This window comes from Massilia sp. ST3, assembly GCF_018119405.1.
Taxonomy (GTDB): Bacteria; Pseudomonadota; Gammaproteobacteria; order Burkholderiales; family Burkholderiaceae_D; genus Telluria.
On record NZ_JAGPWC010000096.1, the window covers coordinates 1 to 14592 of the forward strand.

Here is a 14592-nt window from a genome sequence, read left to right on the forward strand (position 1 = left end):
CGAGCGGCGCCAGGCCCTGGCGTCGAGCGCGAAATCCGAGGCCGAGCTGGCCGCCGCGCTGGAGACGCGCCGCCAGGCCGGCGGCGAAGTCGACGCCGCGCTGGCCCAGGTCGATATCGCCGAGGAAGCCCTGCGCAGCGCCACGCCCAAGCTGGACCAGGCCAAGGCGCTCGACGCGGCCATCGACACCCTGGCGCCGGCCCACAAGCAGACCCAGGCCGCGCTCGAGGCGGCGCGCCTGGAGGCCCGCAATGCGCGCGCCGAGCACCAGAACAAGGCGGCGGAACTGGAACGCCAGCGCCAGGCGCGCGACGCGTCGGCCAGCTGGCTGGCGGCGCAAGCGCGCCTGGATGCGATGGCAAGCCAGTGGCCGCGCTGGGACAGGCTGCTGGTCCAGGCCGAGCAGGCCGCGGCCGGCGTCGCGGCCGCCGAGGGCGCCATCGAGACCACGCGCCGCAACGCCGCCCAGGCCCGTGAACGCGAAGCGGCGGCGCTGGGCGCGCTCGGCCAGGCCGCCGAACGGGTGGGCGCCCTGGAAGCGGCGCGCGCCGGCGCGCTGGCCGCACTCGAAGGCTTCGACGTTGATGCGATGTCGGCCGAGCGTGCCAACCTGGACCGGCAGCGCGAAGGACTGGCGGCGGCGCAAGCCGTCTGGTCCGACCTGGACACCGCGCGCCGCTCCCTGGCCCAGCTGGCGCGCGACCTCGACCACAGCGACACCACGCGCGCCGCCGCCGAGCGCAGCCTGCTCGAGGCGCGCGCCGCCGCGCCGGCGCTGGAAGCCGCCATGGCCCAGGCCGAGCGCTCTCTGGGCGCCGCCGAACTGGCCTGCGCGGCCAGCGTCGAGCAGCTGCGCGCCTCCCTGAGCGAGGACGCGCCCTGCCCGGTCTGCGGCGGCCTCGATCATCCCTACCACCAGCAGGACGGCCGCCTGCACGCCATGCTGGCCGGCCTGCGCGGCGAAGTGGAGCAGGCGCGGACGGCGGTGCGCGCCAACGCCGCCCTGCAGGCCGCGCAGCAGGCGGCCTTGGACACGGCGCGCGAACGCCTGGCCGCGCTCGAGCGCCAGCGCGCGGAGCTGTCCGAACGGGGCGACGCCCTTGCTGTACGCTGGGAACAGCTCCCCGCCGCCCTGGAGGCGCCCGCCATCGATGCGCGCGCGGACTGGTTCGATCAGCGGCGCGAGGCGCTGCGGCGCGCGGGCGAGGGGCTCGCACAGCGCGAGCAGGCCTACCGCCAGGCGGCGAGTGCACGCGACGCCGCCCAGCGCGAGCTGGACCAGGCCCAGGGCGGGCGCCAGCGCCTGCAGCAGGCGCTCGACACCGAACGCGAGGCCAGCGCGCGCCTGGCGGCCGAGCTGCAGGCCCAGTCGGCGCGCCAGGAAGCGGCGGTCGCCCAGCTGGACACGCTGCTGGCCGAACTCGATCCGGTACTGACGAACGCCGGCGGCGACGGCTGGCAGGACGCGTGGCGCCGCGCGCCGGCCGCCTGGCGCCAGGCCCGTTCCTCGGAAGCCTCGCAATGGCGCGAACAGACCGAGCTGCAGGCGCGCGCCGTCGCCGCCATCGCCACCCTGGAAGCGGAAGTCGCGGGCGCGCTGGAGCGCATCGCCCAGATCGACCGCAGCGGCACGCATACCGCCGCCGAGTTCACCCGCATCGAGACGGAACTGGCGCGCATGCGCGCCGAACGCGCCGCCCTGTGGGAGGGCCGCGCCGCGCGCGACATCGAACGCGAGCTGGGTGCGGCGCTGGCCGCCGCCCGCGAACGCCTGGCGGCGCGCCAGGCGGCCGCGAACGAAGCGGCGCAGCGCGAAGCACATGCCCGCGCCGCGCTGGCCCAGCTGGCCGAACGCATCGCGGAACTCGACAGCGCAGGCGCGAAAGCCGCCGCCGCGCTGTCGGACTGGCTGGAAGACTACCGGCGCATCCAGCAACAGGACGAACTCGATCCGGTGGCCGACAGCAACGAGCTGTCCCAGCTGCTGGCCGTGGGCGCCGCCTGGCTGGCCCAGGAGCGGGCGGCGCTGGCCGCGCTCGACGCCCAGGTCGCCAGCGCCACGGCGGTGCTGGCCGAACGCCGCGCCCAGCGCGAAACCCACCTGGCGAGCGCCCCGCCCGGCGGCCAGGCCTATGAAGCCGTCGCCCAGGCCTTCGAGGCCCTGAACGCCGAACGCCGCGCCGCCCACGACCAGGCCACCAGCCTGCGCCTGCAGGTCGACCAGGACGACGGGCGCCGCCAGCAGGCCAAGGCCGTGCTGGCCGAGATCGAGCGCCAGCAGGAAGTGGAGCAGCGCTGGGGCAAGCTGTCCGAGCTGATCGGTTCCAGCGACGGCAAGAAGTTCCGCAACTACGCCCAGCAGTTCACCCTGGATGTGCTGCTCGGCTACGCCAACGCCCACCTCGGCCACCTGGCGCGCCGCTACCGCCTGGAGAGGGTCGCCTACGCCAGCGGTCCTTCGCTGGCGCTGATGGTGCGCGACCAGGACATGGGCGGCGAGGTACGCTCCGTGAACTCGCTCTCGGGCGGCGAATCCTTCCTGGTCTCGCTGGCGCTGGCGCTGGGCCTGGCCTCGCTGTCCTCGAACCGGGTGCGGGTCGAGTCGCTGTTCATCGACGAAGGCTTCGGCAGCCTCGATACCGACACCCTGGGCGTGGCGATGGACGCCCTGGACGCCCTGCAATCGATGGGCCGCAAGGTGGGCGTGATCTCCCACGTGCAGGAGATGACCGACCGCATCGCCACCAAGGTGCTGGTGCGCCCGGCCGGGGGCGGCAGCAGCCTGGTGATCGTCGAATAGCGCTCGCCGCAGCGGTGTAGAATGCCGCTTTTTCCAACAGGTTTATAGAGAAACGCCATGAAGCCCGCACGCATCCTCACCTTCAAATGCGCCAAGTGCGCCAAGCCGGTCAAGGTCTTCCTGCAGAAGGTCTCGGCCTGCTCGCACATCCAGCCCTACCAGGGCATCTGCGACTGCGGCGAGGTCAAGCGCCACGCGACCGGCAGCCCGGACGCGGTCAAGTCCTACCTCGAATCCACCGACGGCAACTGGCACCACCACCACTGATGGCTATTCTCGAATGGCATGAAGGCGGCGTGGCCCATGTGGCGCGCTGGCGTTCCGAAAGCGGCTGGCCGGCCCCGAAGAAGGTGGTGGTCGCGGACGACACCATGAACGCCGACACCGCCTACCGCCTGGCCCTGGACGGCACCGCCCTGCTGTGGCGCGGCGACTTCCAGAACGCGCGCCAACTGCTGCAGGCGCTGGTGCGCCGCGTCGAGCACAAGGGCGAGCGCGCCAGGCGGGCCAAGGCGTCGAAGGTGAAAGCTGCCCCCGCCTCGCCCACCGAGGCCTTCCACCGCCATCGCCTGCAGCAGCTGCAGCGCGCCCGCACCCTGGCCATGCTCCTGATTCCCTTCGGGGCCGACCATGCGATTCCGCTGCGCCGCGCGCCGGACGCGCGCCTGGCCTGCCTGGAAGCCTACGGCGTGGCAGGCGAGCCTTATGTCGCCTCGCTGCGCGAGCTGCTGGGCGTGATCGGCGCCCACGAATGGCGCCGCAAGGGCGTGCACATCCCCGCCCTGGACGAGCGCATCCACCCCTGGTACGGCGTGTTCTCGCCGGTGCGCGGCGAATACGTCGAGCTGGTGGCCCAGGCGCCGCTGCCCGACGGCGCCAAGGTGGGCCCCAGACTCGCCTTCGACATCGGCGCCGGCACCGGCGTGCTGTCGGCCGTGCTGGCGCGGCGTGGCCTGCGGGTGCTGGCCACCGACATGGATGCGCGCGCGCTCGGCTGCGCGCGCGAGAACATCTCGCGGCTGGGCCTGGTCCCACAGGTCGACATCATCGAGGCCGACCTGTTCCCGGAAGGCCGCGCGCCGCTGGTGGTGTGCAATCCGCCCTGGCTGCCCGGCAAGCCGAGTTCCGCCATCGAGTACGCGATCTACGATCCGGACAGCCGCATGCTCAGGGGTTTCCTGGACGGCCTGGCGACCCACCTGGAACCGGGCGGTGAAGGCTGGCTGATCCTGTCGGACCTGGCCGAGCACCTGGGCCTGCGCACCCGCGAGCAGCTGCTGGGCTGGATCGCCGCGGCCGGGCTGGAAGTGGCGGCGCGGCACGATACGCGGCCGGTGCACGGCAAGGCGAGCGATGCGGATGATCCTTTGCATGCGGCAAGATCGAAGGAAGTGACTTCGCTCTGGCGCCTCCGCGCGGCGTAGGGGCGGCGGCGCCGCCGCCGACGCGTTCGAACCACGTTACCCGTCCCGTACGCGAAAACGAGGCAGCCACCGATCGCCGCGGAGGCGGCGAATTTGCCACATTGCGCAATACCCTATAACCCGCTATACTATCGTTCTCAGACGCGGGGTGGAGCAGTCTGGCAGCTCGTCGGGCTCATAACCCGAAGGTCACAGGTTCAAATCCTGTCCCCGCAACCAGAATACCAATACAAAAGCCCGACTCATGGAGCCGGGCTTTTGTTTTGTGCGGTAGCAAAGGCAGATGAGAGACAAGAAAGACAACGCAACGTTCGATCTGCCGGGCTTCGAGCCGGCCGCGCCGCTCGCAACCGTTGTTCCGGCGCTTGTTCCAGTCACCGAACCGAAGCGCACCGGTCCTCGTCCTCGCCGTGCTACCCTCAAGCAAGAGCAGCTGCACCTGCTCGAAGAAACCGACACCACCGGCCTGCCAGTCTGGCGCCGCGACGACAACCTCGACCTGACCGGCCTGCCCGTCTGGGCGCCGGCCACGCCGGAAGCCTGAGTGGCCCGGCTGAACGCTGGAGCCATTGATGCAAGCTTTCACCACCCTGCCCCTCACGCCGCCTTTCCTCGCCAACCTGGCGACGCTCGGCTACCACCAGATGACCGCGATCCAGGCCGAAAGTCTGCCTGCCGTCCTTGAAGGCCGCGACCTGATCGCCCAGGCCAAGACCGGCAGCGGCAAGACCGCGGCCTTCGGCATCGGCATCCTGCACAAGCTCAACCCGGCCTGGTTCGCGGTGCAGGGCCTGGTGCTGTGCCCGACGCGCGAGCTGGCCGACCAGGTCGCCAACGAGCTGCGGCGCCTGGCGCGCGGCGTCGGCAACGTCAAGATCCTGACCCTGACCGGCGGCGTGTCGATGCGTCCGCAGATGGCCTCGCTCGAACATGGCGCCCACATCGTGGTCGGCACCCCGGGCCGCATCCGCGACCACCTGGGCCGCGGCACCCTGGACCTGTCGAATGTCCAGACCCTGGTGCTGGACGAGGCCGACCGCATGACCGACATGGGCTTCTACGACGAGATCGAGAACATCGTGCGCGCCACACCCCAGCGCCGCCAGACCCTGCTGTTCTCGGCCACCTATCCGGACGACATCCGCCACGCGACCGCCGGCTTCCTGCGCGACCCGCTGGAGATCGCGGTCGAGAGCCGCCACGACGCCGACAAGATCAACCAGCGCTTCTACGAGATCGGCTTCGAAGGCCGCGACGAGGCGGTGGCGCGCCTGCTCAAGCACTACAGCCCGGTTTCCGCCCTCGCCTTCTGCAATACCAAGGCGCGCTGCCGCGAGCTGGCCGGGTACCTGCAGGCGCAGGGCTTCTCCGCCCTCGCCCTGTATGGCGAACTGGAACAGCAGGAACGCGACGAGATCCTGGTGCTGTTCGCCAACCGCAGCTGCTCCGTGCTGGTGGCCACCGACGTCGCCGCCCGCGGCCTCGACATCGCCGACCTCGACACCGTGATCAACGTCGACGTCTCGAAGGATCCGGAAGTGCACGTGCACCGCATCGGCCGCACCGGACGCGGCGCGGGCACCGGCATGGCCCACACCCTGGCCGCCCCGAACGAAAAGAAATGGGTGCGCCTGGTCGAGGAATACCAGCAGCAGGACGCGGTGTGGGAAGACCTGGACGCCCTCGGCGAACACCCCGAAGCCGGCCAGCCGGCGCCCATGATGACCCTGGTGATCGCCGGCGGCAAGAAGGCCAAGCTGCGTCCCGGCGACCTGCTGGGCGCCCTGACCGGCGACGCCGGCCTCACCAAGGAACAGGTCGGCAAGATCAACATCTTTGAATTCAACAGCTACGTGGCGCTCGACCGCCGCGTGGCGCGCCAGGCCGTCGAGCGCCTGAGCGCCGGCAATCCGATGGGCCCCGAGTTCGGCGCCATCAAGGGCCGCTACTTCAAGATGCGCTTCCTGGAGATGTAATCCGCGCGGCGGCGCCTGCGCTGCCGCCCACGGATGTTCCAGCGGCAAATGTAACTGTCGCGCACGTTTGACTCGACCGCGCCGCCTTTCCGGCAATTCTGGCATTATTTGCAACAAACCAGATACACCGGGTCAGGCCGGCATCCTTGCTTGTCATCGCCCGGCAGAATGCCATGATGACGGACACCCTCAGCACGCCCCCACAGCAGACCGACGGCCGCACGGTCCGCGAGATCGTCGAGCACAACCAGGAGATGGTCAACGAATCCTGGTGCCGGCGCATCATCCGCCAGGTGCTTCAATCGCTGGAACTGCAGTACGCGATGCAGATGCCCTACCGGCCGATCACCCCGGATACCCTGCTGGTGCTCGATTCGGGCGACCCCATGCTGCTGCCCGCCCATGCCACCCTGCCCGGCGATACCGAGGCCCAGGACATCCACGACCTGGCCGCCGTGGTGCATTACGCCATCACCCAGGAAGCGGCGCCCCAGGGCCCGCTGCGCGGCCGCGTGGGGAGCGACTACAGCGACTCCTTCGTCGGCGCCATCGACCGTTGCCTGTCGCCGGACCCGCAGGAGCGCCCCCAGACCATCGAACAGCTGCGCAACCTGCTGGGCATCGTCGTGCTGGGGCCGGCCATGGCCTCGTCCGGCGGCGCGCCCGCGATGGCCGCCTCCGCGCCCCCGGTGGCCCAGTTCGCCGCCGAAGCGGAGCCGCTCCGAGCGGCGCGCGATGCGCAGCCCGGCCGCCTGCAGCGCTGGCTGCTGATGACCGGCGCCGCGACCGTCCTGCTGGGCGGCCTGGCGGCCCTGCTCGCGCTGCTGCACGAAGCGGATTCGCGCGATGCGCTCAGCCTGACCCTGCCCGAGGAACAAGCCCAGCAGCAGGCCGCGGCGCCGGCCCGTGCGGACACGGCGGCGCTGGACGGCGCCGCGCCGCAAGGCGTCCCTGCGCAGCCTGTTTACCCGGCGCCGCTGCCCGCCCATGCCGGCGGTGTCGCCGTCACCAGCGTGCCCCCGCCCGCGGCGGCCGCGCGTTCCCCGGCCGCACCGCCGACCGCGGTCACGGTGCTGCCGGCCGCGGCCCAGCCGGGCGCCACCTACAAGCTGCTCATCAAGCCCTGGGGCACGATCCTGGTCAATGGCGTCAACCGGGGCGTCAGCCCGCCGCTCAAGCGCCTGACCCTGCCCGCCGGCCAGCACACGATCCGCATCATCAATCCGAGTTTCCCCGAACACGCGGTCACAGTGAACTCGGTCAAGGGCGAGACGGCAATCATCGAGCTCGATTTCACCCAGGGAGGCAACGATTGAAGCGCGCAGTGAAGCATGACCATCCGGGGCGCCTGGCCCTTGCGGGGCTGACGGCCCTGATCCTGTCGGGCTGTGCCCAGCTCGAACAGTTGCTCGACAAGCCAGAGCCGCGGCGCCAGCCGGTACGCGTGGAAGAGAAGCCGCGTCCGCGCGCGGAGCGGGCCGATCGCACCGAGAAAGTGGAGCGTCCGGTGCGCGTGGAACGGCAAGCCTCGGACCGCGACGACGTCGCCCTGCGCGAGGGCATCCACCTGTACAACGAGGGTGAATACAACGCGGCCATCAAGCGCCTGAATTCCGCCGACATGAACGGCGCGTCCCAGCGCAACCGCCTGGCTGCGCTCAAATACACCGCGTTCAGCTACTGCGTCACCGGCCGCCAGGCCCAGTGCCGCCAGAGCTTCGAGCGCGCCCTCAAGCTCGATCCGGCCTTCGACCTCGGCCCCGGCGAGCACGGCCACCCGCTGTGGGGGCCGGTGTTCGCCAAAGCCAAGTCCGGCCGCTGATACCGCTCAGACCTTGATACTGGCGGGATAGGTCGGCGCGCGGCGCCGGCGGCTGGCCTGCTCGTAGGCATAGGCCATGCCAATCAAGGAAGCTTCGCTCCAGGCCGTGCCCACGAAGGACAATCCGACCGGCAGGCCGCGCGTGTAGCCGGCAGGCACCGTGATGTGCGGATAGCCCGCCACTGCGGCCGGCGACGAGAAACTGCCGCCATAGTGGTCGCCGTTGATGTAGTCGGTCAGCCAGGCCGGCCCCCCGGTGGGCGCGACCAGCGCGTCCAGCTTGTGCTCGCGCAGCACCTGGTCGATGCCCTCCTCGCGCGAGTAACGCAGGTTGTTCGCCAGCGCCTCCTTGTATTCCTTCGCTTCCAGTCCCGGCTTGGCTTGCGCAGCGATCAGGTGTTCCTGGCCGAAGTAAGGCATTTCCTTGCCCGCCAGCCTGGCGTTGAAGGCGATGATGTCGGCCATGGTCTTGACCGGCGCATGCGGCGCGTAGGCCGCCAGGTAGGCTTCCAGGTCCGGGCGGAACTCGTGGAGCAGCACCGCCAGCTCGCTCTCGTTGTACTTGTCGGTATTCGGCAGCTTGACGTCGACCAGCACCGCGCCCTGGGCCTTGAGCAGGGCCAGCTCCTTCTCGATCAGCGCGTCGACCGCGTCGTGCGCACCGAAGAAATTGCGCGCCACGCCGATACGCCTGCCCTGCAGCCCATCCTTGCGCAGCGCCGCCGCATAGCCGGGCTTGCGCGCCGCGCTGCCGCGGGTCGCCGCATCCAGCGGGTCCTCGCCGGCCAGCGCTTCCAGCAGCAGGGCCGCGTCGGCTACGCTGCGCGTCATGGGGCCGGCCGTGTCCTGCGAATGGGCGATGGGAATGATGCCGCTGCGGCTGACCAGGCCGAGCGTGGGCTTGATGCCGACGATGCCGCAGCTCGAGGACGGCGACACGATCGAGCCGTCGGTCTCGGTGCCGACCGCCAGCGTGGCCAGGCTGGCCGCGATCGCCGCGCCCGAGCCCGAGCTGGAGCCGCTGGTGTTGCGGTCGAGCGCATACGGATTCCTGGTCTGGCCGCCGCGTCCGCTCCAGCCGCTGGTCGAGCGCGTCGAGCGCATGTTTGCCCACTCGGACAGGTTGGTCTTGCCGAGGATGACGGCGCCGGCCGCGCGCAGCTGGGCCGCCACGTGGGCATCCTTGCTAGCGCGCACGCCGTCCAGCGCCAGCGAGCCGGCGCTGGTGCTCATGCGGTCGCCGGTGGCGATGTTGTCCTTCAGCAGGACCGGAATGCCGTGCAGCGGACCGCGCAGCTTGCCGGCCGCCCGTTCACGGTCGAGCTCGGCGGCGATCTTGAGAGCGTCGGGATTCGTTTCAATGACAGAATTGATGCGCGGACCGGCGCGGTCGATGGCCTTGATCCGCGCCAGGTAGCGCGACACCAGGGCGTGCGAGCTCAGCTTGCCGGCGGCCATCGCCTCCTGCTGCTCCCGGACCCCGGCGTCGAGGATGCCGCCGGCATCCGGCGCGGCCGCCGCAGCCGTGTTCGCCGCACCGGCCACGGCGCCGGCCACCACACCCATTCGTACGAAATCCCTGCGGTCCATGCGGTCTCCTGTTGTTTTATTTAAAGCAATAGGATAGCAGCGCGGGATTGGGGTGTGCTGTCACTACAGCGCAAAAAAAGTTGGCGCTTCGTAGGGTTGGCGGCTCCGCCGCCGACGCGTTCAAGCGACCGTGGCAATGCACGTCGGGCAAGCACGGCAAAAAAAAACGCTGCCCGCAGGCAGCGCTTTCATTGAAAAGCCAGTGCTTAGTTACGCACGACTTTCTTGTACTCGTTGGTACGGGTGTCGATCTCGATGACGTCGTCCTGGCTCACGAACAGCGGCACCATCACGACGTGCTGGCGGCCTTCGATGGCGTTTTCGATCTTGGCTTCCTTCAGGACGTTGCCCGAGGTGTTGCCCTTGACGGCCGGCTCCGAGTACACGATCTGGCGTGCGATGGTGGTCGGCAGTTCGACCGAGATCGCCTTGCCGTCGTAGAACACGGCTTCGCATTCCATACCGTCTTTCAGGTAGTTGATGGCGTCGCCCATGTTCTCTTCTTCGATCTCGTACTGGTTGTACTCTTCGTCCATGAAGACGAACAGCGGATCGGCGAAGTACGAGTAGGTGACCGGCTTCTTGTCCAGGACCACGACGTCGAACTTGTCATCGCCGCGGAACACGTTTTCCAGCGGCGCGTTGGTCAGCAGGTTCTTCATCTTCCACTTGTAGGTGAAACCGGTGCGGCTCGAACCGTTGACGTCGGAGCGCAGGACGATGAACGGCTTTTCATCAACCATGATGATGTTACCAACGCGAATTTCTTTAGCGAATTTCATAGTATATATACGTAAAAAAGTAGTTGCATTAAATCATCGGTGGCTGGTGAGCAAGTGCCGTGAAGCCTACGTTTGATCCTCGGGGATTCACTGAGAATCCGTAACAGACTAACCGCGCATTATATCTGATTTTCCTGGGCGCGCCCCAGCTCGCGCGCGAAATCGAGCAGCTTCGTCGCCAAATCGCCATGCGCCAGCACTTCCTGGCGCCACGTCGTGGCGCGTTCGGCAATTGCCGGCATTTCATCGCGCAGTGCGGCCCAGGCCTGCGGCCAGCTGTCCGGCTCGGCGGCGCCGTTCCAGCCCAGTGAAAACGCCTGCAGGGCCGGCAGTCCGGTTGCATAACGCGCCAGGAAAGCACGCAATTTCTTGTGGTGCAGGTTTTCATCCTGGGGGTAAATGTGCCAGACGAACGGACGCCCCGCCCATTGTGCGCGCACCCAGGAATCCTCGCCGCGCACGAAATTCAGGTCGCAAGCCCAGAGCAGGAGGTCGTAGTCGGGCTGGGCCACGAAGGGCAATACCCGCACGCTCAGCGCGCCGCGCGTGGCGGCCGCGCCCGCGACCGGTTCGGCGCCGATGAATTCGCCCACCGCCTGCGCCGCCACGCCCTCGGGCACCAGGCAGGCCACCGCCCCCTCGCCCTGCACCCAGATCTGGAACAGCTCGGAAACCGGGGCGTCCGGATAGCAGAACAGCGAAACCTTGCGCGCCGCGAGTTCGCGCTCCGACAGCTGGAAGCGGCCCAGGAACGCGCGCTGCGCGGCCTGGTCGCCCTGGAAGGCGATGCGGCGCGCCTCCAGGTCCTGTTCGCACAGCAGGCCGCCGGTCTGCGCGGTAAAGCCCGGAAAGAAGAAATGCTTGGTCAGCTTCAGGCGCGGGTGCATCGATGGCAGGCGGTGGCAGCCCTCGACCCAGTCTTCCGCCGTCAGGCCTTCGTAGTTCAGCCACACCGGACGCGGCGTGCGGCGCGCCATCGCCTCGATATAGCCGGGCGGGATGTCGCAGCCGAAGAACTCGATCACGATCCCGGCCACGTCCTCCGGCGCGAAGACGCCGTCCTGCCCGGCCCAGTGGCGCACCGTGACGCCGCGCACGTCCTGCAGCGCGGCCGCCGTGTCGACCTCGGGGCAGATGCGGCGAAAGCTTGCCAGGTCGTCCACCCACAGGGTCACCGCCACGCCATGCTCATGGCGCAGCTGGCGCGCGAGACGCCAGCAAATGCCGATGTCGCCGTAATTGTCGACCACCTTGCAGAAGATCGCGAGGGTGGGATCGGGGGATGCGTGTGGGAGCATGACAGACATCGGGAAAAGCCGGTTGGCAAGGGCCGCCATTCTAACCGACTTCGGCATGACAATTTTTTGTCCGCGGCCAGAAAAGAAAAACCGGAGCAGCCAAGCGGCTTGCTCCGGTTTTTCCGGTCTGGCGTCCCCACGGGGATTCGAACCCCGGTACTCACCGTGAAAGGGTGATGTCCTAGGCCTCTAGACGATGGGGACCTAAAACGATGCTGCTACAAAAACTGTCGCCACAATGAGAAAACCGGAGCACCTCTCCGCGCATGCGCGTTGGTCTACTCCGGTTTAAGCTGGCGTCCCCACGGGGATTCGAACCCCGGTACTCACCGTGAAAGGGTGATGTCCTAGGCCTCTAGACGATGGGGACCTAAAACTGCTCTGCTACCGAACTACTCGCGTCGTCCGCAGCTTCCCTGCCGGGAAGCGCGCGCCGCGCTGATCAACTTTTACCAAATTCTTGGCGTCCCCACGGGGATTCGAACCCCGGTACTCACCGTGAAAGGGTGATGTCCTAGGCCTCTAGACGATGGGGACCCTGGACTGCCAGATACTACCTACAGCGCATTATTTTGCAACGTGGTGGAGGTAAGCGGGATCGAACCGCTGACCTCTTGCATGCCATGCAAGCGCTCTCCCAGCTGAGCTATACCCCCTACGGCAAAACAATATTCTAACATACTGCAACTACGTTTTACTACTCCCGGCGGCTGCGACATGGCTGGGTTGTCGCTGCTTTGCCTCGGTCGCTCCTGCCAGTTACCTGGCGTCCCCACGGGGATTCGAACCCCGGTACTCACCGTGAAAGGGTGATGTCCTAGGCCTCTAGACGATGGGGACCTGGAAACAACCGTACTACACTTCAGAGTTGGTGGAGGTAAGCGGGATCGAACCGCTGACCTCTTGCATGCCATGCAAGCGCTCTCCCAGCTGAGCTATACCCCCTCACTGCTGAAGTGCGAGCATTATAGCGGACGCCCTTGCATTACGCAAATATCCATTTTCAACTTCACAGATATTTATTTACGCGGGCTACGACCACGTCGCGGCCGAACAACTCCAGCACGGCGTCGATGGCCGGGGTTTGCAGCTGGCCGGTGACGAGCAGGCGCAGCGGCATGGCGATCTGCGGCATCTTGAGGCCGTGCGCCGCCAGCACTTCCTTCAGCATGGCCGCCAGGGCCGCCTTGTTCCACTCCACCGTGGCGCAGCGCTCGGCGAACTGGGCCAGCGCCGGGCGCACCGCATCGGTCAGGTGCTGCGCCAGCAGCGCCGCGTCCGGCTTTGGCTCGCGGTAGAACAGCATGGCGGCGTCGGCCAGCTCGTTGATGGTATTGGTGCGCTCCTTCATCAGGGCCAGCACGGCCGGCACCGGAGGCGCCCCCTCGAACACCGCGCCGTCGCGCTCCAGCTTCGGCATCGCCAGCTGGGCCAGGCGCTCGTTGTCCGCCTGCTTGATATAGTGGTTGTTCAGCCACGCCAGCTTTTCCGGATTGAACTGCGCCGCCGAGGCGGTCAGGTGCTCCAGGTTGAACCACTCGGTGAACTGCTGCATCGAGAAGATCTCGTCGTCGCCGTGGCTCCAGCCCAGGCGCGCCAGGTAGTTCAGCATGGCTTCCGGCAGGTAGCCCTGCTCCGGGTACTCCATCACGCTCACGGCGCCATGGCGCTTGGACAGCTTCTGGCCGTCGGCGCCCAGGATCATCGGCAGGTGGCCGTACTGCGGCAGCTCGGCGCCCAGCGCGCGCAGGATGTTGATCTGGCGCGGGGTGTTGTTGACGTGGTCGTCGCCGCGCAGCACGTGGGTGATCTTCATGTCCCAGTCGTCGACCGCGACGCAGAAGTTATAGGTCGGGGTGCCGTCCGGACGCGCGATCACCAGGTCGTCGAGCTCCTTGTTGGCGATGGTGATCGGTCCCTTCACCACGTCGGTCCAGGTCACTTCGCCGTCCAGCGGATTCTTGAAGCGCACCACCGGCTTGACGCCTTCCGGCACGGACGGCAGCACCTTGCCCGGTTCCGGGCGCCAGGTGCCGTCGTAGCGCGGCTTCTCGCCGGCGGCGCGCATGCGTTCGCGCATCGCTTCGACTTCTTCCGGCGAGCAATAGCACAGGTAGGCAGTGCCGGCGGCCAGCATGCCCTGGACCACTTCGCGGTAGCGGTCCATGCGCTTCATCTGGTAGAACGGGCCCTCGTCGTGCTCCAGGCCCAGCCACTGCATGCCGTCCAGGATCGCCTGCACGGCTTCCGGCGTCGAGCGTTCGAGGTCGGTGTCCTCGATGCGCAGGATGAAGGTGCCGCCGAAGTGGCGGGCATAGGCCCAGGAATACAGCGCGGTGCGCGCGCCGCCAAGGTGAAGGTAGCCGGTCGGGCTCGGAGCAAAACGGGTGCGGACGGTCATGGCGAAAAAAGCGAAAGGGTAAAGTCGCTATTTTACCCCGTCGCCATCCGCCCCGGCATCCGCCTGCCGCGCCCGCATCCCCGCTTCGCCCGCTGGTTCGCATGACGCTTCACATGCTCTCTCGGGTCCTGCGCCGCGTCTCGCATTGCGCCTGGCGTCGATATAGGCGGCCAGCTGCGCAACCGTCGGAAATTCGTAGAGCAGCTCCGTGTTGACCGCCAGGCCGGTGCGCTGCTCCAGTTCCAGCGCCACCGGCATCGCAGCCAGCGAATCCAGGCCCGCTTCCGCGAACGAGGTGTCGTCGCCGATCCGGTCGACGCCCGCATCGCGCAAGCCGTTCAGCACGCACTCGCGCACCAGCGCGCGCGTGGCCGGCGCGGCGCCAGCGGCACTTTCCGCCACCGCCATCGCTCTCCCGGCCGCCGGAGATGCCGCCGGCGTCCACTCGGGCGCCAGCAGCGGATCGCAGGCGCGCTCCTCGCCTGCCCCGGCCGGCTCC

12 protein-coding genes and 7 tRNA genes are annotated in these 14592 nt (G+C 68.3%); 8 read left to right on the top strand and 11 right to left on the bottom strand.

Going from position 1 to position 14592, the window contains the following annotated elements; translation table 11 throughout:
- From KBW98_RS21930 to KBW98_RS21965, 8 genes are all read left to right on the top strand, one after another.
- Positions 1–2800 (top strand): SbcC/MukB-like Walker B domain-containing protein (locus KBW98_RS21930; protein ID WP_211522300.1); only part of this gene is annotated, 2800 nt, incomplete at its 5' end.
- A gap of 57 nt (positions 2801–2857) precedes the next feature.
- Positions 2858–3067: a hypothetical protein gene (locus KBW98_RS21935; protein ID WP_020656338.1), complete on the top strand. Its 210-nt coding sequence runs from the start codon at positions 2858–2860 to the stop codon at positions 3065–3067.
- Positions 3067–4224: a class I SAM-dependent methyltransferase gene (locus KBW98_RS21940; RefSeq protein ID WP_211522301.1), complete on the top strand. Its 1158-nt coding sequence runs from the start codon at positions 3067–3069 to the stop codon at positions 4222–4224. Before KBW98_RS21935 ends, KBW98_RS21940 begins: the two co-directional genes overlap by 1 nt.
- A gap of 142 nt (positions 4225–4366) precedes the next feature.
- Positions 4367–4443 (top strand) — tRNA-Met (locus tag KBW98_RS21945).
- A gap of 64 nt (positions 4444–4507) precedes the next feature.
- Positions 4508–4768: a hypothetical protein gene (locus KBW98_RS21950; protein ID WP_211522302.1), complete on the top strand. Its 261-nt coding sequence runs from the start codon at positions 4508–4510 to the stop codon at positions 4766–4768.
- A 28-nt stretch (positions 4769–4796) separates the two neighbouring features.
- Positions 4797–6200 (top strand): ATP-dependent RNA helicase DbpA, encoded by a 1404-nt coding sequence (dbpA, locus tag KBW98_RS21955; protein WP_211522303.1) that lies wholly within the window; start codon positions 4797–4799, stop codon positions 6198–6200.
- Positions 6201–6373: 173 nt separating this feature from the next.
- Complete coding sequence (locus KBW98_RS21960) at positions 6374–7516, top strand: hypothetical protein (protein WP_211522304.1); 1143 nt, start codon at positions 6374–6376, stop codon at positions 7514–7516.
- Between the two features lie 8 nt (positions 7517–7524).
- Positions 7525–8022, top strand: a complete 498-nt coding sequence (locus tag KBW98_RS21965; protein WP_373888989.1) for a TssQ family T6SS-associated lipoprotein — start codon at positions 7525–7527, stop codon at positions 8020–8022.
- A 6-nt stretch (positions 8023–8028) separates the two neighbouring features.
- On the opposite strand, the gene KBW98_RS21970 is transcribed toward KBW98_RS21965, so the two are convergent.
- From KBW98_RS21970 to KBW98_RS22020, 11 genes are all read right to left on the bottom strand, one after another.
- The gene (locus KBW98_RS21970; RefSeq protein ID WP_211522305.1) at positions 8029–9612 is read right to left on the bottom strand and encodes an amidase; all 1584 of its coding nucleotides are present in this window, start codon (positions 9610–9612) and stop codon (positions 8029–8031) included.
- A gap of 206 nt (positions 9613–9818) precedes the next feature.
- Complete coding sequence (locus KBW98_RS21975) at positions 9819–10394, bottom strand: elongation factor P (protein WP_211522306.1); 576 nt, start codon at positions 10392–10394, stop codon at positions 9819–9821.
- A gap of 119 nt (positions 10395–10513) precedes the next feature.
- The gene (gene earP, locus KBW98_RS21980) at positions 10514–11692 is read right to left on the bottom strand and encodes an elongation factor P maturation arginine rhamnosyltransferase EarP (RefSeq protein WP_211522307.1); all 1179 of its coding nucleotides are present in this window, start codon (positions 11690–11692) and stop codon (positions 10514–10516) included.
- 128 nt (positions 11693–11820) lie between these two features.
- Positions 11821–11896: transfer RNA gene (locus KBW98_RS21985), tRNA-Glu, on the bottom strand.
- Between the two features lie 90 nt (positions 11897–11986).
- Positions 11987–12062, bottom strand: a tRNA-Glu gene (locus KBW98_RS21990).
- Between the two features lie 91 nt (positions 12063–12153).
- Positions 12154–12229 (bottom strand) — tRNA-Glu (locus tag KBW98_RS21995).
- A 43-nt stretch (positions 12230–12272) separates the two neighbouring features.
- A tRNA-Ala gene (locus KBW98_RS22000) sits at positions 12273–12348 on the bottom strand.
- A gap of 108 nt (positions 12349–12456) precedes the next feature.
- Positions 12457–12532, bottom strand: a tRNA-Glu gene (locus KBW98_RS22005).
- A gap of 29 nt (positions 12533–12561) precedes the next feature.
- Positions 12562–12637 (bottom strand) — tRNA-Ala (locus KBW98_RS22010).
- A gap of 64 nt (positions 12638–12701) precedes the next feature.
- The gene (gene gltX, locus KBW98_RS22015; RefSeq protein ID WP_211522308.1) at positions 12702–14093 is read right to left on the bottom strand and encodes a glutamate--tRNA ligase; all 1392 of its coding nucleotides are present in this window, start codon (positions 14091–14093) and stop codon (positions 12702–12704) included.
- A 27-nt stretch (positions 14094–14120) separates the two neighbouring features.
- Positions 14121–14592 (bottom strand): acyl carrier protein (locus KBW98_RS22020; RefSeq protein WP_211522309.1); only part of this gene is annotated, 472 nt, incomplete at its 5' end.